10 protein-coding genes are annotated in these 17,539 nt (G+C 38.1%); 3 read left to right on the forward strand and 7 right to left on the reverse strand.

What is annotated here, in order from left to right:
- Nucleotides 1-9: 9 nt before the first annotated feature.
- On the reverse strand, nt 10-291 hold the full coding sequence (locus tag EL121_RS01140; RefSeq protein ID WP_005620740.1) for a hypothetical protein: 282 nt from the start codon (nt 289-291) through the stop codon (nt 10-12).
- 263 nt (nt 292-554) lie between these two features.
- Here EL121_RS01140 and EL121_RS01145 point away from each other — a divergent pair, with 263 nt between their 5' ends.
- The 3 genes from EL121_RS01145 (at nt 555) to EL121_RS01155 (ending at nt 4,077) form a co-directional block, all read left to right on the forward strand.
- A complete protein-coding gene (locus EL121_RS01145) occupies nt 555-1,142 on the forward strand; it encodes a recombinase family protein (RefSeq protein ID WP_005620738.1) in 588 nt (195 codons plus the stop codon).
- A gap of 98 nt (nt 1,143-1,240) precedes the next feature.
- Nucleotides 1,241-3,154 carry a MobH family relaxase gene (gene mobH, locus EL121_RS01150; RefSeq protein WP_005607899.1) on the forward strand — a complete coding sequence of 638 codons (1,914 nt, stop codon included), beginning with the start codon at nt 1,241-1,243 and terminating at the stop codon, nt 3,152-3,154.
- A gap of 101 nt (nt 3,155-3,255) precedes the next feature.
- Nucleotides 3,256-4,077, forward strand: a complete 822-nt coding sequence (locus EL121_RS01155) for a tyrosine-type recombinase/integrase (RefSeq protein WP_408608511.1) — start codon at nt 3,256-3,258, stop codon at nt 4,075-4,077.
- A gap of 156 nt (nt 4,078-4,233) precedes the next feature.
- Here EL121_RS01155 and EL121_RS11550 read toward each other — a convergent pair whose 3' ends face one another.
- The 6 genes from EL121_RS11550 to EL121_RS01185 all read right to left on the reverse strand — a co-directional run bounded on the left by EL121_RS11550 (nt 4,234) and on the right by EL121_RS01185 (nt 17,538).
- Nucleotides 4,234-4,788 carry a PBECR4 domain-containing protein gene (locus tag EL121_RS11550; RefSeq protein WP_039197076.1) on the reverse strand — a complete coding sequence of 185 codons (555 nt, stop codon included), beginning with the start codon at nt 4,786-4,788 and terminating at the stop codon, nt 4,234-4,236.
- A 718-nt stretch (nt 4,789-5,506) separates the two neighbouring features.
- Nucleotides 5,507-13,228, reverse strand: coding sequence for a YadA-like family protein (locus EL121_RS01165; protein WP_039197077.1), 7,722 nt, complete (start codon nt 13,226-13,228; stop codon nt 5,507-5,509).
- A 541-nt stretch (nt 13,229-13,769) separates the two neighbouring features.
- On the reverse strand, nt 13,770-14,552 hold the full coding sequence (locus EL121_RS01170; RefSeq protein WP_039197078.1) for an MmcQ/YjbR family DNA-binding protein: 783 nt from the start codon (nt 14,550-14,552) through the stop codon (nt 13,770-13,772).
- Between the two features lie 92 nt (nt 14,553-14,644).
- Nucleotides 14,645-15,682 carry a peptide ABC transporter ATP-binding protein gene (locus EL121_RS01175; protein ID WP_039197079.1) on the reverse strand — a complete coding sequence of 346 codons (1,038 nt, stop codon included), beginning with the start codon at nt 15,680-15,682 and terminating at the stop codon, nt 14,645-14,647.
- Between the two features lie 16 nt (nt 15,683-15,698).
- Nucleotides 15,699-16,586 (reverse strand): ABC transporter permease subunit, encoded by an 888-nt coding sequence (locus EL121_RS01180; protein WP_039197080.1) that lies wholly within the window; start codon nt 16,584-16,586, stop codon nt 15,699-15,701.
- Nucleotides 16,576-17,538 (reverse strand): ABC transporter permease, encoded by a 963-nt coding sequence (locus EL121_RS01185; protein ID WP_039197082.1) that lies wholly within the window; start codon nt 17,536-17,538, stop codon nt 16,576-16,578. Before EL121_RS01185 ends, EL121_RS01180 begins: the two co-directional genes overlap by 11 nt.
- Between the last annotated feature and the right edge of the window lies 1 nt (nt 17,539).

The following is a 17,539-nucleotide window of genomic DNA, read 5'->3' on the forward strand; positions in this document are numbered from 1 at the left end:
CTTTATATGTTAAAAATTAAAATCACTTGATTTTTGAGCTTCATTCTCCCAAATTATGAACGACAAACCTATTTTTCTACTTAGTCCTGTAAATTTTCTTAGTGATTTAATCAAATCCGCATAGTCATCAGTAATATAATCAGTACCTAGAACGGTAACGTGTTGGAAAGGAAGAGTAATATCCTTCTCTAATTTAGCTTCACATAAACAAAGTAATAGTTTTAATTTGTCTATATTAGCGAACTTTACTTCTTCATCTGATGTGCAAAAGTTGATAGTTAAATTTTCCATATTGTACTCCTATTCAAAACTTATAAATAATCGCATAAATCATACCTGCTACGCACATATATTCTACCAATAACTATGTTCTTTTTATGCAGAGTTTTCAAGCTGTTTCGAAAGTCCAAAAAACGAACGTTTTTTTGACTTTTTTCGAAAAACAAAAAAGTCTTCATTTTCCCCTCTATTTTAAGTTCAATAACTCAGTTCAAAAATCAATGTTCAAGAATTTATCTGTAAATTGGGTTTTTATACTATATGGATGTTATTTTATGTTAATTGGCTATGCTCGAGTTTCAACAGAAGATCAAAATTTAGAGCTTCAAATTGATGCCCTCACTAAAGTAGGGTGTGAAAAGATTTTTAATGATAAAGACTCTCGTACTTCATTTAATCGCCCAGGATTATTAGAGGCCCTCGAATATTTAAGAGAAGGCGATACATTAGTTATATGGAAGCTAGACCGCTTAGGTGGTAAAACTAAGAATTTACTTGAACTTTTTGATTCTCTGCAACAAAGAAATATCAATTTAAAAAGCATTAAAGATTCAATTGATACAGGTTCAGCAATTGGTAAATTATTTTTTCATTTCAGTTCTGCATTAGCAGAGTTTGAAGTTGATATCCTTAGAGAAAGAACTCGGGCAGGCTTAGCCGCTGCTCGTGCGCGCGGACGATTAGGTGGAAGACCAAAGTCTCTTAATGAAAACCAAAAACAACAAGCCTTTGACTTGTATTACAGTAAAAAGCATACCGTAAATAGCATATGTAAAACGCTCAACATTTCTAAAGGAACATTTTATAACTACCTGAAACAGGAAAAAGACTTAAACGGCAAAAGGATAAAGGAAAGCCCCTAAGGGCTTTTAAGGGTAACCTTTCCAAGGGGAAAGGTCTTACCCAAAAAGGCGAAAAGGCCAAAGGGCCTATTCTTCCACTACATCATAGAGATTATGTTATGCTAAAAATGTTCACTAAACTTTTAAAAAAAGAGCCTTCACCATTACCTACATCAGAGCCAGATAATACTCATCTAATCCAAGACAAAGATGGTTGGATTTATCCTAGAAATGCCAATGAATTACTTAGTACTGATTTACGAAAAAAATACCTTGGATTACTTTGGCAGCAAGTTTCTATGGATAGAAAAATGTTTAATACACTTTATCAGAAGCCAATAGAAAATTACGCTGAGATTGTACAGTTATTACCCGCTTCAGAAGCCCATCATCACTCACATATAGGTGGTATGCTTGATCACGGTTTAGAAGTTATTGCCTTCTCTGCTAAATTGCGCCAAAGCTACGTTTTACCACCGAATGCAGCTCCAGAAGATCAATCTAAACAACGTGATGCTTGGACTGCGGCAGCTATTTATATTGCCCTAGTTCATGATATTGGGAAAGTTATTACAGACATTGAAATTATTCTAAAAGATGGTACACGATGGTTTGCATGGAATGGAATACCATCTCAACCTTATAAATTCAAATATATTAAAGGTAGAGATTATGAGCTTCACCCTGTTATAGGTAGCTTTCTTGCAAATCAATTAATCCCGAAATCAGCATTTGATTGGATTGCACAATTCCCAGAAGTCTTATCATCATTAATGTACGCAATGTCCGGACATTATGATAAAGCAGGATTATTATCTGAAATTGTTCAAAAAGCTGATCAACACAGTGTTACAGTTGCCTTGGGAGGTGATGTAAATAAATTGGTACAACGCCCTGTCAATTCACTAGCAAAACAACTAGTCATGGCATTACGCTATTTATTGGAACACAAGATTAAACTTAATACTCCTAAAGGACCGGCTGATGGTTGGTTTACAGAAGACGGATTATGGTTAATGAGCAAAACTACTGCTGATAGTATTCGGGCTTATTTATTGGGACAAGGGATTTCAGTACCTAAAGATAATGGAAAATTATTTGATGAAATGCAATCCCTAGGGATTGTAGAGGCAACGACTGAGGGAACTGCAATATGGCATTGTCGAATTCAGGCTGATTCGGGTTGGACTCCGCCGTCATCATTTACCTTATTAAAAATAAAGCCTGAAGTTGCTTGGGAAAATGTCAGTGTTAGACCACAATATTTTGCGGGTAAAGTCAAAATAGATACTAATTCACATGTAGGCGAAAATTTATCTATGTCGAAGCAAGAAATTGTGGTGCCGGAAAATATCCCTCCAGCACCTGAGATAAGCAATATACAACAAGAAACTGAAACAGCCCATAAAATTGAAGAAACTGTATCTACAGCTGAAATAGAAAATGATTTGACAGAACAGTTGCTGAATATGTTTGATGCAAACATTAATTCTGAATCAGCACAAAATAATATATCTGCTGCACCAGTAATTGATAATGTAGAGCCAAATGAACCTTATATTGAACCAGTAAATAAAGTAGAGCAAGTACATCCCCAGAAATGTAACCATACAACGACAGCCCCTATTGAAGATTCTCACTTGGGTAAACAGTTTGTTGATTGGTTAAAACAAGGAATTGATCAGAATAAATTTGCAATTAGCAAAAATACAGCAAAGCTACATATTGTTGATGGGGCACTATTTATCGTATCTCCAACAATATTTGAACAATTTCTACAAGAAGCAGGATTACCTTACGATAAAGATGCCATTACAAATTTACAGTATCGATTTCAAGACCTAGGATTGCATACTCCTAAAAATGTAATGAGAAAAGGTAAGCCTGATAGTATAAATTTCTGGCGTTGTGCTGTCGCAGGACCAAGAAAAACTTCATATTTAACAGGATATTTGATAAAAGATACTCGTCTCTTTTTTGGAGATAAAATCTTGTTAAATAATTTATGCCTAACTTTACAAGAAAAGGAGTAAGTACATGGAAAAGTTAGTATCTTTTAATAAGCTATTAGAACAATTTTTTTTTCTACCGCAGTTATTTACGTCCAGATACTAAACGTAGTTACAAAAACATAATAAATATTATCCAGCAAAGATTTCCAGATAGATCTGCAGACAGTATTAATAATATTGATTTAATTACCTGGAGAAATGAAATTCTAGATGTCAAAATTAAACCAGTTACATGGAATAATTATGTGAGACATCTAAAAGCTATATACAATGTTGGTATTAAATACAATATCCTCCAGATTTCAAATAATCCGTTTTATGGGCTTTTTATTAAAGAATCTAAGCGCAAGAAGAAGACTTTGTCGAAAGAACAGTTGGATAAATTAAGTTATGCATTAAATGGGAATATCGTATTACCAGAAATGCTAAAGCCAAGTTGGTTTATTAATTGCTTGGTAATGACGTTACGTTGCACCGGCATAAGACGTTCTCAATTAGTACAACTACAAATACAAGATGTAGACCTCAACCGTAGAATTATTTATATTTCGCCAGAGATTAATAAAAATCACGACTATCATATTGTGCCAATTTCCGATAATTTATATCCCCACATAGAGCTATTAGTTGAAGAACTAAGAAAACAGAAGCAGCCTTTAGATAGTCAATTATTTAACTTCAATCTCTTTTCTAAAGTAACCCGTAGAAAAGGAAAGCCTATGAGTGTAGATCAGGTTACTCATATATTTAGACGTATATCTGAAGTTGTTGGATTTACCTCATCTCCTCATCGCTTTAGACATACAGTTGCAACATCATTAATGAAGAATCCGGAAAATGTTTATGTTGTTCAGAAATTACTAGGGCACAAAGATATTAGCGTTACATTAGGATATATAGAACATGACGTGGAAATGTTAAGAGATTCAGTAAACTTATTATAGCTACTAAAGAAAGGAGTTAGAAAAATGATGGGGAACTAAGTTCCCCATTAATGTTAGCCACTGCCTAACGCATCAATATTGCTCATTATAAGCTGGCCTTGATACCGGCTCCTACGGGTCCCTGCTTTGTTTTAAGACTGGGGGAACATTGCTCTGTCACTCAGAGCATTTGTCATACTGATAGTCAAAATATACTTTTTCTGTATTATCTTGTAAGTGGATTGACTTAATGCTAATTACTTTATCCCCATGAGGGAATTCATTCATACTTTTTAAATTTAATAGTGATTGAGGAACAAAAATATGTTCATCATTGATTAGAGTCAGTGCAAAAATTTGTTTTTTTGTTCTAAGTGCTTTATCAAAATGCAAGTGTAAGTAGATAGCACGATCAGCTAAACTAATTTCAGCACTAAGCAGAAATTTCACTGATTGCAATAATGAAAGTTTTAGAAATGTGGTACCATCATCTTTTACGCCCATTTTAGAAAGATCTAGTTTCTTAGATATTGCGGCACGAAAAAATTTAGCAGCTCCATCAGTATATCGTATACCACATAGATGCATGAAATTTGTACGTTTAAATATGACAGTAATTTCTTGATTTTCTGTACGATAGATAACTTTTTTATTTATGAAATGATCATTGAAGAATTTTGCTGCTTCTTCGATAAGATTAATATATCGTCCTAATTTTGCTTGTTCTTTCATATCATAGTTATCTTAATTCATTGTACAATGAATTAAGCCCACGAAAGTGGGCTTAAAAAATTTGAATGTTAGTTTTTCTGATGTCTGCCATCTGCTAGGCCTTAATTATCCTAGATTTGTTTCAAGTTTTTCTGATGCTTGCCATCTGCTAGGCTTTAATTATCCTAGATTTGTTTCAGATTGACTATGTGCTAACCCACATTGCGCATTTAAGGCTACGCTAACCTTTGTATTAGTATATTGGGGATTCTATAGATAAAAGTCAAGTGTTTTCTCACAAGAACTGTAAGTTATCTACATTCAGGCTTTACAAACATAAAAAAGCTGTGTAGGATCAATAATGTTGATTAAGTGATCAACAATACCCATTTTGGGATGTATTGGCTAGGTACACCCAGATAATAGGAAGTATTTTAGCGGTTTTGACTAGAATATATTCCTACGCACTTGATTCAAAATCCGCCGTTGAATAAACGTGTCGGTTCGAGTCCGACCCTAGGCACCAAATCTTTTTATCTTCCTTATAAATTTCCTTTTTACTCATTAAAGTAAGCTTTTCTTATTATTCATTTTTATAATTTGCCACGTACAACAAGCGGTTTAATTTGCTGAATTTTTTGCAAATTAAACCGCTTATTATTTTCTATTTGATAATAGCTGGATATAAAAAATGCAGCCCTAAGGCTGCATTTTTACTATGTGCTTATTTAAGCTTTAATTACCACTGATAACCAACACCTACAGAACCACCTAAGTCTCCGCGAGTATTTGCATTACCTTGTAATTTAAGAATCACTTTACCGTTATCGCTTGAACGAGAGTAACCCACCGCTAATGCACTTTCACCTTTGAAAGTACCCGCTGCGGCAGCAACCATCGATTTACCCGGGATATAAACTTGTGGTAAACCTGCTGCTGCATTCGCTCCTGCAATACCTGCACGTAACTCTTTATTCACCTTATTAATACGGTTATGAACATTGCCTGTGGCCGCTTTCAATTGGCTCACATTAACGGCATCAGTATCAGCTTCACCGGCTTTCACATTTGTGATTTTATTGCCTGCTGCATCAATACCTGATTTAGTTACGCTCGGACCATTTGTAATCTTCACGCCATCAGAATCAATTGTCGTATCACCTGCTTTTACCGTATTTGCTGTTACTGAATCAACATTTAGATCTTTCGCCAATTTCACCGTTAAAGTACCGTTACCATCAGAAACCACGCCGATATTATTATCTGCAAGTTTAGCTTCATCGGTAACACCGCCTTTAACCATTACGGTAGAACCTAATTTACGTTCTGAAGCAGCTCCGGTATCACCTGCAAATGTTAGCGGTTTAACAACTTCATTATTGAGATTGTTAATTGCTTCTCCTACATTATTTGCAGTCGCAGTAGAACCATCTGTCTTCGTAACTGTATATGTCGGCGCCGTAACATTGCCTTTGTCATCAACTGTTGAGTGACCGCCTAGGTAATTAGCAATATTTTGGTTCGCTGCATAAAGCTGAGAACCATTAACCGCTTGTGTGCTAGCTGGTGAAATATCGCCGTCTGCTACACCAGTTACTTTGTTATCGCCGGCATTAATGCCATCCGCTTTAACCGTCACATTACCAATCGTTAAACTACCTTTATCGGTTAAATCAAGGTTGTTTGATAGTGTTACGTTAAACTCGGTGTTATTACCTTTCGTGCTCGATGTTACATTTAAGTTTTTGTTACCCGCTACTACTGTTGAAGTTAACTCAGAGTCAGTAATCGCTTTCGCTACATCATCCGCAGTCGCAAACGTATCGCCAGTAGTATCTGCCGTAACAGTAACATTACCATTACCGTCTTTATTCACCGTTAAACCTGATTTGTTTACGTTGAATGTAACATCCGTTTTCGTACCGTTAGATGTAACATCTGCGGTTGTGCCACTACCATTCACAAAGTTAACTTGATTGCCAGCAGTTACCTTATCTTTTTCAACACCGTTGCCTTGGATTGCCCAAGATACGTTGTTTAATGCATTTACCACATCACCTACAGTTGCAAAGCTATTATTCGCTTTATCACCTGTTGCTGGCGTTTCCGCTACACCGGTTGTACTATTGATAGTCACTGGTGCTTTGTTTACTTCAACGGTGTAAATGGTTTGTCCATTATCACCTTTTTTCGGTGTTACGGTCGTTGTATTACCGTTTGCTAACTCGGTTTTCGCTGCGGCTGTTTTCGCATCTAATTGCGATACGTTTACTGCATCTGTTGGTTTTGTACCTGCTGCAACATTAGAGATAACTTTGTTACCTGCATCAATACCTTTATTCGTGATACTTGGACCGTCTTTAATGGTTAAACCTTGGTCATTTAAGGTCGTGTTACCCGTAGTTACCGAGCTAAACGTTGGATTTTCACTAATCTTAATTACTAATTTACCATCCTCTGTATCCACACGAATATTCTTCGCACTTGCTACTGCGTCCGCGGCTAACTCACCTACAATTGCTAATGTATCACTTAAATTTTTATGAATTACATCGTTTGCGTTGTTACCCACAAAATTTAAGCCTGCATTGGTTAAGTTGGTTGTTGCGTTAAATAACTGACCGCCATTTACCGCTTCTTTACTACCTGCCTCAACTTTGCCATCTTTTACATTGCTGATTGTTGTATTCGCTGCATCAATACCGTTTTTCGTCATACTTGGACCATTATTAATGGTTACGCCATCATTATTGATCTTCGTATCACCTACCGTTACATTGCTAAAGGTTGGTTTATCACTAGTTGCAATCGAAATCTTACCGTTTGCTTGCGTGATATTGATGTTTTTGCCTGCGTCAATCGTAACAAGCTCACCCATATTGATTTGTTCGGTGGTATTACCCGTTACCGAACCGTCCGATGCGCTAGTTGTAATATTCCAGCCTTTTGCAACTTCATTACTTACATTGTTAATGTTATTTGTAACATTTGTGATGTTGTCTGTTAGCTGCTCTACATTCACCGCATCTGTCGGTTTTGTACCTGCTGCAACATTAGAGATAACTTTGTTACCTGCATCAATGCCGTTATCGGTAATACTTGGGCCGTTTTTAATGGTTAAACCTTTATCATTTAAAGTCGTGTTGCCCGTCGTTACCGTAGTAAACGTTGGGTTTTCACTGAGCTTAATCACTAATTTGCCGTTTTCTGTATCGACACGAACGTTCTTCGCACTTGCTGTAGCAGTATTCGCTAACTCACCCACAATCGCTAATGTTTGGCTTAAGTTTTTATGAATTACACCGCTTGCATTGTTACCCACAAAATTTAAACCTGCATTGGTTAAGTTGGTTGTTGCGTTAAATAACTGACCGCCATTTACCGCTTCTTTACTACCTGCCTCAACTTTGCCGTCTTTTACATTGCTGATTGTTGTATTTGCTGCATCAATACCTTTATTAGTCATACTTGGACCATTATTAATGGTTACACCATCATTATTGATCTTCGTATCACCTACCGTTACATTACTGAACGTTGGTTTATCGCTAGTCGCAATCGAAATCTTACCGTCTGTTTGAGTAATATTGATGTTCTTACCTGCGTCAATCGTTACCGTATCGCCCATCTTCACATTCGTTAAGCTGGTACCGTCTACCGAACCGTTTGATGCTGAAGTCGTAATATTCCAGCCTTTATTTACAGTATTCGTCACATTCGTTACGTTTTGGTTTGTCGTATACAACTGACTACCGTTTACTGCATCTTTGCTAGTTGCCGATACTTCACCGTCTTTCACGTTGCTAATCGTGTTATTCGCTGCATTAATGCCTTTATCTGTAACAGATACATTACCTACAGTTACGTTATTATCTGTGATTGTGGTATTACCTAACTTAATCGAACCTTTATCAGTTAAATCTAAAGTATTCGATAACGAGTAAGTAAAGTTTTGACCGTCTTGTGCTAAAACAAGATTATTACCGGCTTTAAACGTCACCGTTTCACCCGCTTTTACTTGCTCTGCCGTTGTACCGCTTACTGTGCCGCTACCAACCTTACCAGAGGTGACATTAAAGCTTGTGTTATTTAGTACTTTTACTAGGTTATCACCTGTTACAAAAGTATTACCCGCTTTATTATTTGTAGTCGTACCATTCGGGTTAGTTACCACATCTGCTTGTGCAATAGAAAGATCGTAAACTCGACCATTCGTTAAATCTTCTTTAACCGTGACTGATTTATCGTCTGATTTCACAGTCGTTGTACTCGCGGCTTTAACCTCATTTAACTGGTTAAGATTTACCGCATCCGTACCATTTGTACCGTTTGCTACGTTAGTGATCGGTTTATTTGCCGCATCAATACCTTTGTTAGTAATGCTTGGGCCGTTATTAATGGTTAAGCCATTACCATCAATTGTCGTATTACCTAACTTAATATCATCGCCGTTTAAGCTCGTATTACCAACAGTTGCCGTAGTAAATGTCGGTTTATCGCTGGTTGCAATCGAAATTGTTGCACCTTTTTGCGTAATATTAATATTTTTACCTGCGTCAATCGTTACCGTATCACCCATTTTCACGTTTGATACACTGATATCTTTCGCTTCGCCGGCAGATTTAGAAGTGGTAATGTTCCATCCTCTGTTTACCGTAGCATTAGCTGTATTTGCTGTGTTATTTGCAACATTAATTGCATCAGTTAAATTATTCGCTACTACATAAAGTTGCGAACCGTTAATCGCATCTGTCGATGTTGCAGAAATTAAACCTGCCGCGACATTTTGAATTCGACGCTCTTGTCCGACTTTACCCACTGAAACTACGGAAGATGGATTAGCACCAGCAAAGCCATTGTAAGTGATACCATTGACAGTCGCAGAATCAACCTGAGTTAGTCCTGCAGAACTATCAGTCTTAGCGCTTGATGTTTCTGAGAAAGAACCTAATGCAACAGAATTTGCATGAGTTGATGTTGCATTCTGACCCAAGGCCATTGAATTATGTTCGGTTGAACTCGAACCATAACCTAAACTGACAGATTGACGACCACTTGCTTTTGAAAAACTACCTTGGCTAATTGTAGCGAAATTGGTTGCATTAGATTGGTAACCTATAGCGATTGCATGACCACCATTTGAGCCATTAGCTATCGCATTTGCACCAATCGCAGTATCATAGACAGAACTTGCTTTCGTAAACACACCAAGTGCTGTTGTATAGCTATTTTCAGCGCTAACTTGGTCACCTAACGCCAAACTACCTATGCCTTTTGCTTTCGCTTTATAGCCTAGAGCTGTTGCAACATTTCCTGAAGCTTCCGCCTCCTCACCAATAGCAATCGTTCTAAACTCGCTTGTAGCTGCGTTTAAACCAATCGCAATTGAATTAGAACCTAACTGATTTTTTTCTGCGTCAGGATCGTTTGGCTTATAAATATTTTTTGCCCCATTACCTAAAGCGATAGACGAAGTGGTTTCACTACGTGCATTATTGCCAAGAGCCATAGAAAAAGCACCGGATGCCGTCACATTATTACCAGCAGCAGTTGCACCTTTTGCTGTTGCAGCAGCATTAACACCGGCTGCCAGAGCATCTTCACCTGTTGCTCCGGTATTATCATAGTTATTACGGTGAACATTCGCATCATTAACACTATAGTAATGATGCTGTGCTTTCTCCAAGCTAAAATAGAGCTGAGAACCATTGATTGCATCCGTTGAGGTTGCAGTAATTCTACCAGCGGCCACATTTTGAATTTGGCGTTTTTGGTTATCATTACCTACCGACACAACAGAATAAGCATTAGCTCCTGCAAATCCTGAGTAAGTAATCCCGTTGACCGTTGCTGAATTCGTATTCGTTGGAGCTGTAGTAGTTGTTCCAGAACCTAATGCAACCGAATTCGCTAGTGTTGAATTTGCATCCGCACCTAAAGATACTGAGCGAGTTCCACTTGCTTTTGAATCCAAACCAACTGAAATAGCGCTATCAGCAGAAGCATTCGCTAATCGCCCTACCGCAACAGAATTAAATGAACTTGCCTTTGTTAATACCCCTAACGCAACAGCAGACGCTTGTGAAGCATTTGCACCGAAACCAAATGCTGACGCTTCAGTACCAGATGCTTTTGCAAGTGCACCTACAGCTGTCGTTTGGTGACCGTCAGTCAATGCATCGTTACCAATCGCAACGCCATTTTGTTGTTTACTCTCTGCAGAACTACCAATTGCAATTGAACTTGTACCATTCGCTTTAGCTGATAAACCCATTGCGACTGAAGCAACACCAGTTGCATTTGCCTTATCACCAATTGCTACCGTTGAAGTATTTCCTGCTTTCGAATCAATACCAAATGCAACTGAACGATTACCGGTTGCAGTCGAAGTATCACCCACAGCTGTCGCATAAGCGCCTGTAGCATTTGAGCTTTCGCCGATTGCAACTGAACTTTGACCAGTCGCATTTGAATCATTACCAATTGCAACCGCACTATCTGCTGTTGCGGTAGACCCCACACCGACCGCTAATGCACTCGTTGCATTGGCTGTTGCCCCCGAACCTAATGCAACCGTATTTTGAGCCGATGCCGTAGAGTTATAGCCTAATGCTGTTGCTTCCTGACCAGAGGCTTGCGAAGATGTACCAATTGCCGTGGCAAGTGCAGATGAAGCGGTAGAGTTATAACCAACCGCAATAGCTTCTCTTGCCGTAGCAGAAGCTTTCGGACCAGCCGCCATCGCATTTGGAGCAGTTGCACCTTTATTATCCTTATTTTCAGTGACTGTTGAATTTACCGAATAATATTCAATACCTGCGGCTGTATTTAATGCTGAGATAACTACATCAAATGCATTTGTACCATTTGCTTTTACTTCAACATTTGTATTGGCATTACCTGCTAAAAAGTTTACTTGGTTATTAGTCTTAACATCGCCGACTTTTGCACCGTTACCAATTGCCCAACCTTCGCTTAATTTATTTGCCACTGCATAAAGTTGCGAACCATTGATTGCATCCGTTGACGTATCAGAGACTTTACCTGCTGCAACATTAATTAATTGACGTTCTGATCCTTCCGCACCAATACTCACTACACCGTTACCAGAACGACCTTGCCCAGCAAAATTACCGTAAGTTACATCATTGATCGTAGCACTTGTTTCTGTTGTTGCAGCTCGATCTTTTGATAGTGAACCTAAAATAACACTATTTGCTTGAGTAGAAATAATATTATTACCAAGTACATAAGTTTCTGCTTGAGCGACCTTATTGTAGCTACCAATCGCAACTGAGTAACATGCACTTACATCATTATTTGTACCAATAGCGATTGTATCGCGTTGTGATGCATTAGTCGTACTACCGATAGCCACTGCATCATTTGCTGTTGCTTTTGAAAGTTCACCAATCGCAATTGCCTGCTCTGCAGTTGCATTTGATTTTAAACCGATTGATACCGCACCTTGTTTATCTGCATTTGCACGGGTACCTAATGCAATTGCACTTACGCCCGTAGTTGCAACATTGGCACTTTCACCAATTGCAATACTTGAACCACCTTTTGCATCTGTTTGTAAACCTAAAGCGATTGCAGATAATCCTGTCGCTGAGGATTGGCGACCTACTGCGATAGCATCCGCATTTAGAGACTTACTTTGCTTACCTACAGCGATAGAATTGTCATTTGCTGTAGCCGCTTCTGAACCTAATGCAATAGACGATGCACCTGCTGCATTTGCAACATTACCGATAGCAATCGTGTTACCCGCTAAAGCTTCTGCGCCGTAACCTAATGCTGCCGATTTGACGCCCACAGCTGAAGTCATTGCACCAACTGCTGTAGAATCATTGCCTTTAGCAAGTGCTAGAGAACCTAAAGCAGAAGCATTTGAAGCAGTAGCAAAAGCACCACTCCCCAAGGCACTAGCAAATACGGCTTCAGCTGAAGCTCCTTGACCATAAGCAGCAGAAAGTCTTTCTGAAGCAACAGAATCAACACCAACAGCTGTTGATGATGTCTGTAATGCCTTTGAATTGGTACCAATAGCGATAGCATCATTACCTGCTGAAACAGCCTTAGAGCCGACTGCAATAGCGTCCTCTTCTTGAGCCAAAGACTCATATCCAATTGCCGTTGAGTTTAATGCTGTAGCCCTTGTCAAGGCACCTATTGCTGTTGATGACGCTCCTGATGCAAATGAATTTGTTCCAATAGAAATTGCATCAACTCTTGTAGAAACACTACCACCACCTGCCGAATACGCTGCATTTGCATCTAATGAGCCTAGCGTTGTACCCAGAACTAATGCTGCAGTACCTAAATTTAATAAATTACGTGTAGGTAAACTTCTCTCATCCGTAGATGATGACGATTTACCTTTTGCTTTAGACAGCTCTGAAGTAACCACAAACGTCTGTGTCGTGTGATTCCAGATGACTTTAAAAATTTTATTCATTTTCTTTCCTTTTGGGTTCTAAATTGAATAAGAACTAATTCAAGATAGAAGTGCGAAGACAACTAATAAACAACGCACTAATTACATACATTTTGGGTTTCCAGACCAAAATCTCCTTATTCTAGCCTACTAAATATACGTTAGTCCTCTGACTAGAGGCTAATATATATTTTTTTACACACATACACTTCTATGTAAGCATTCTGTAATAAAATGTGGAATAAACTAAATTATTTCCAATCCATTTGGTGACCCAGAAAAGACTAACCAATCATTTTAAAGTTCAAAAAATTTCTTATTTTTAGTAAAAATTTTTTAATTAATTTGTAACAAAATGAAAACCATAAAATTCAAAAACACCTTGATTTCAAAAAGAAACAGAGTTTATTTCGATTCACAACCACCAATGAGAACATAAAGCATTATCATTAACAACATTACAATTACACTAACTAAATATAAAAACACTGATTAGTAAAAAGCCTATTAAAGTTAACAAGACTTTAATAGGCTTTTAATTAAATAAAAACATTCTTATATTTTATTGTTCTGAAACTGTTGCTATCCGGCTAATTTCCTCATTAAGTGCAAATGGCATTTTGCGAGGGCCTCGTACAGCAGTGACACCAAAACTTTGAAGTAATGTTTTAGGTAATAGTGCTTTGTCGTAAACATTTAAACATTTTAATCGCATAACTCTTTCAATACGTAAATCCGTTCTCTCCGATTTATATGGCAAATTGACTTCTAATGCCTCACATTTACACCTAATGGCGGCGGTTGGGGCGGTAACATAAATATATACCATATCGCCTACCGCAATATTATTGCTCTGTTTCCATAACAATTCCGCACCGACTTCAAGCGCTTGTTCTACATCATAGTATTTCGGATTTGCCGGAACAATCCATTCCGTATGGCTTGCAATACCTAATTTTTGCTTACGTTGTCGAGTAGCGGTAAGGTCAAAACTACTATTTAATAAGAATACGATTGTTTCTTTATCTACCGAACCGTCTAACAATATACTCAGCCAATTAGCTTTATTCATATGATAAGCCGGAAAAAAGCCCGATTGAGACAAAAATGAATTTAAGAGATCGGGTGAGCATTTAATATTCATCACCGGAACATTTTTCTCTCCCGATAAACCAAAAACTGAAGATGCTACATCCATCAAAATCGCATACCATTTCCGGTTATCCGGATGGCGTAATACCGCATAAGTGGGATGTGTCTTCCATAAAAATTCCGGTTCCGTACCATATTGTTGTAATACATATAGCAATATCTCGTCACGAAGATTTTGTCTTTTACTTTGCATACGTTTCCCTTCTTATTCAAAAAGACAAGCGGTAAGATTTTATCAACTTTTTGCATTTGCAAAAAAATCTCAAAATCTTACCGCTTGTTTAGTTACTCATTCTTTTCATGCACAATCACCGGCTCAAATTCCGCTTTTTTAAGAAAGTTTTGCTCTCTAAAATTAATCGGAAAATGACAGGCAAATTCATGTTGTTTAAATTTACGCAATGGGGGCTTTTGAATACATTTCTTCTGTGCAAACGGACAACGAGGTCCTAATCGACAGCCTATCGGCATATTCTGCAACATCGGCACGGTGCCTTTTAAAGTATTTAAGTGGCTTTTAAAGGCGAGCGGCTGTGAAAAATCCGGAATACTATTCAATAATACCGATGTATAAGGATGATAAGGCGATTCCATAATCGTCTCTTTATTACCTATTTCCACCGTTTGACCACAGTACAATACATTAAACGAATCCACCCACTTATGAATACTACGAATATCATTCGCTACCAGTAAAATTGAAGTACCAAGGTTTTTATTCATACTGGAGAGTAAACGATAGATTTGTAATTGCGTGGTCGGCTCAAGCGTGTGTGTCGGTTCATCTGCAACCAATAAGCGTGGCTGATTTGCCACCGCCATGGCAATAATAACCTTCTGCGCTTCACCTTCCGTAATATCAAACGGGTAGCTCTGCATAATCGTTTTATGATCTCGGATCCCCACTCTATGCAGCAATTCAATGGCTTTTTTCTTTTTCCAACCGAACCACTGCCACCATTTTCCTTTAAAGTTAATCGTTTGAATGAGCTGTTCTCCCACTCTTCGACTTGGATCTAGACTAGACAGCGGGTCTTGGAAAATCATTGAAATTTGTTCACCCACTACTTTTCGGCGCTGTGTCGGAGAAAGCTTCAACAATTCCACATCATTAAAACGAAAGCGGTCTGCCGTGACAATCCACTCATCCTTCATTACGCCACAAATTACTTTGGCAATCAAGCTTTTACCTGAGCCGGACTCCCCTACTAAACCGCAAATTTCGCCTTCATCAAGGGTAAGATTTACATTATCTACCATTTTTACTCGCCCATTCGGCGTATCAATTTCGATACTTAAATGACGAATATCTAATAAAGCCATAATTTATTCCAATTCACTAATAACGGTATTTCTCTAGCACACGGCTGATACCGTTACCCAACATACTAATAATTAAAATCACCAATATTGTTGCCATCCCCGGCAAAATAACGGTCCAAGGCGCTAAATAAATTAATTCCAGAGAATCTCTGATCATCGCCCCCCATTCCGGGGTCGAGCTTTGCGCCCCTAGTCCAATAAAACTCAGTGCACTAATATCTAATACCGCAATCATAAAAATATGAGCGGATTCCTTCACTGCCACTGAGGTTAAATTGGGCAGAACAACCTCTTTAATCAGATCCCAACGCGAAGCGCCGTCTAAACGTAGCGTAATCACATACTCTCGTTTCAGCTCTTGTTCTGTCGCTTGATAAATTTTATGGATAAAATGCGGAAGCATTGCTAACGAAATCGCTAACATCGCATTGATTAAACTCGCTTCCATTAACGTTGCGATAATAATCGCAATAATCAAAATTGGGATAAATAAGAAAGTATCAAACAGGTGTCCAACAAAGGAAAATGACTTGCGACTCGTACCGGCAAGTACGCCGATAATGCCGCCAATAAGGCCTATCGCAATACTAATAATCAGTGCGGAACCGACCGTATAGTAAAAACCATATAGCATACGGCTGAAAATATCACGCCCTAAATCATCCGTACCGAAGAAATGGCTAATTTGCCCCCTGTCATCCCATGACGGCGGCATTAATTCCAAACCGACAAATTGTGTATCCGCTTGATAGGGCGCTATTGCATGACCAAAAAAAATTAACAATAGTAACGCAATAAATAGATATACACTGGTTAAGGTTAATTTATCTTTACGCAGCTGAAAGAGAAATTGTTTAAAGTAATCCGATTCTCTGAACTGTTCCGGTTCTTCTCTATTTAACATACCAATCCTTTTTCTGTGAAGGGTCTAATACGGTGGTAATCACGCCAACCAGAAGATCCATAACAAGAACAAACAATCCTATCGCCATTACACCTGCCGAAATTGCATTATAATCTTGAGCCGAAAGCGCATTAATCAGCCATAGCCCAATGCCCCCCCAGCTGAAAATATTTTCAATTAACATAGAAAACGCAAAAATTAAGGTGAAATTTCTTGCACTCATCGGAATAAGCGCCGGCAGCGTATTATGCAAAATATGCGCACGCCAAATTTTGAATGGCGACCATCCTCGCGTTTGCGCCACTTTAATATAATTTTGCTTCATCACATATTCAGCACGCTGTCGAGTAAAACGAATCACCTCCAAAGTTGCCGGAATAGATAAAATTAAAGCCGGTAATGCCAAATGATGTAATACGCTTTGCATCATTTTTAATTTATATGGTGAGTCCGCTAAAAAGATATCCAATAAACGAAAGCCGGTAACCGGTGAAATTTCATAAATAGGATGCAATTCTCCCACTGCCGAAATCGCCCATTGGTTACTTGAAGCGTAATAAAGTACAACTATCGCTAACCAATACATTGGCAGCGCTAAACTTAATGAGCCAAGTGTCGCAAGCACTTTACCGGATAAACGATCTCGAAAAGCGGCAGAAAATAACCCTAACGGCAATCCGATAATTAAAGAAACCAATGATGCAGCAATACATAGAGATATTGTCGCAGGAAATACGTTCAAGATTTGGTTGGCAATCGCTTCACCATTACTATAACTAATGCCAAGATCTCCTTGTGTAAGTCCTTTTACATAGCTCAAATAAGCTTCTACACCTTGTAAATCCATAAAATGATTAAGCGGATCTCTTAACAAAATGTTATAACTGATTAATGTTAAGATAAACAAGGTAATCAGGGTTAAGAATAAACGACGAATTAACGCTAATAACACG

The organism is Actinobacillus equuli (assembly GCF_900636745.1).
Taxonomy (GTDB): domain Bacteria; phylum Pseudomonadota; class Gammaproteobacteria; order Enterobacterales; family Pasteurellaceae; genus Actinobacillus; species Actinobacillus equuli.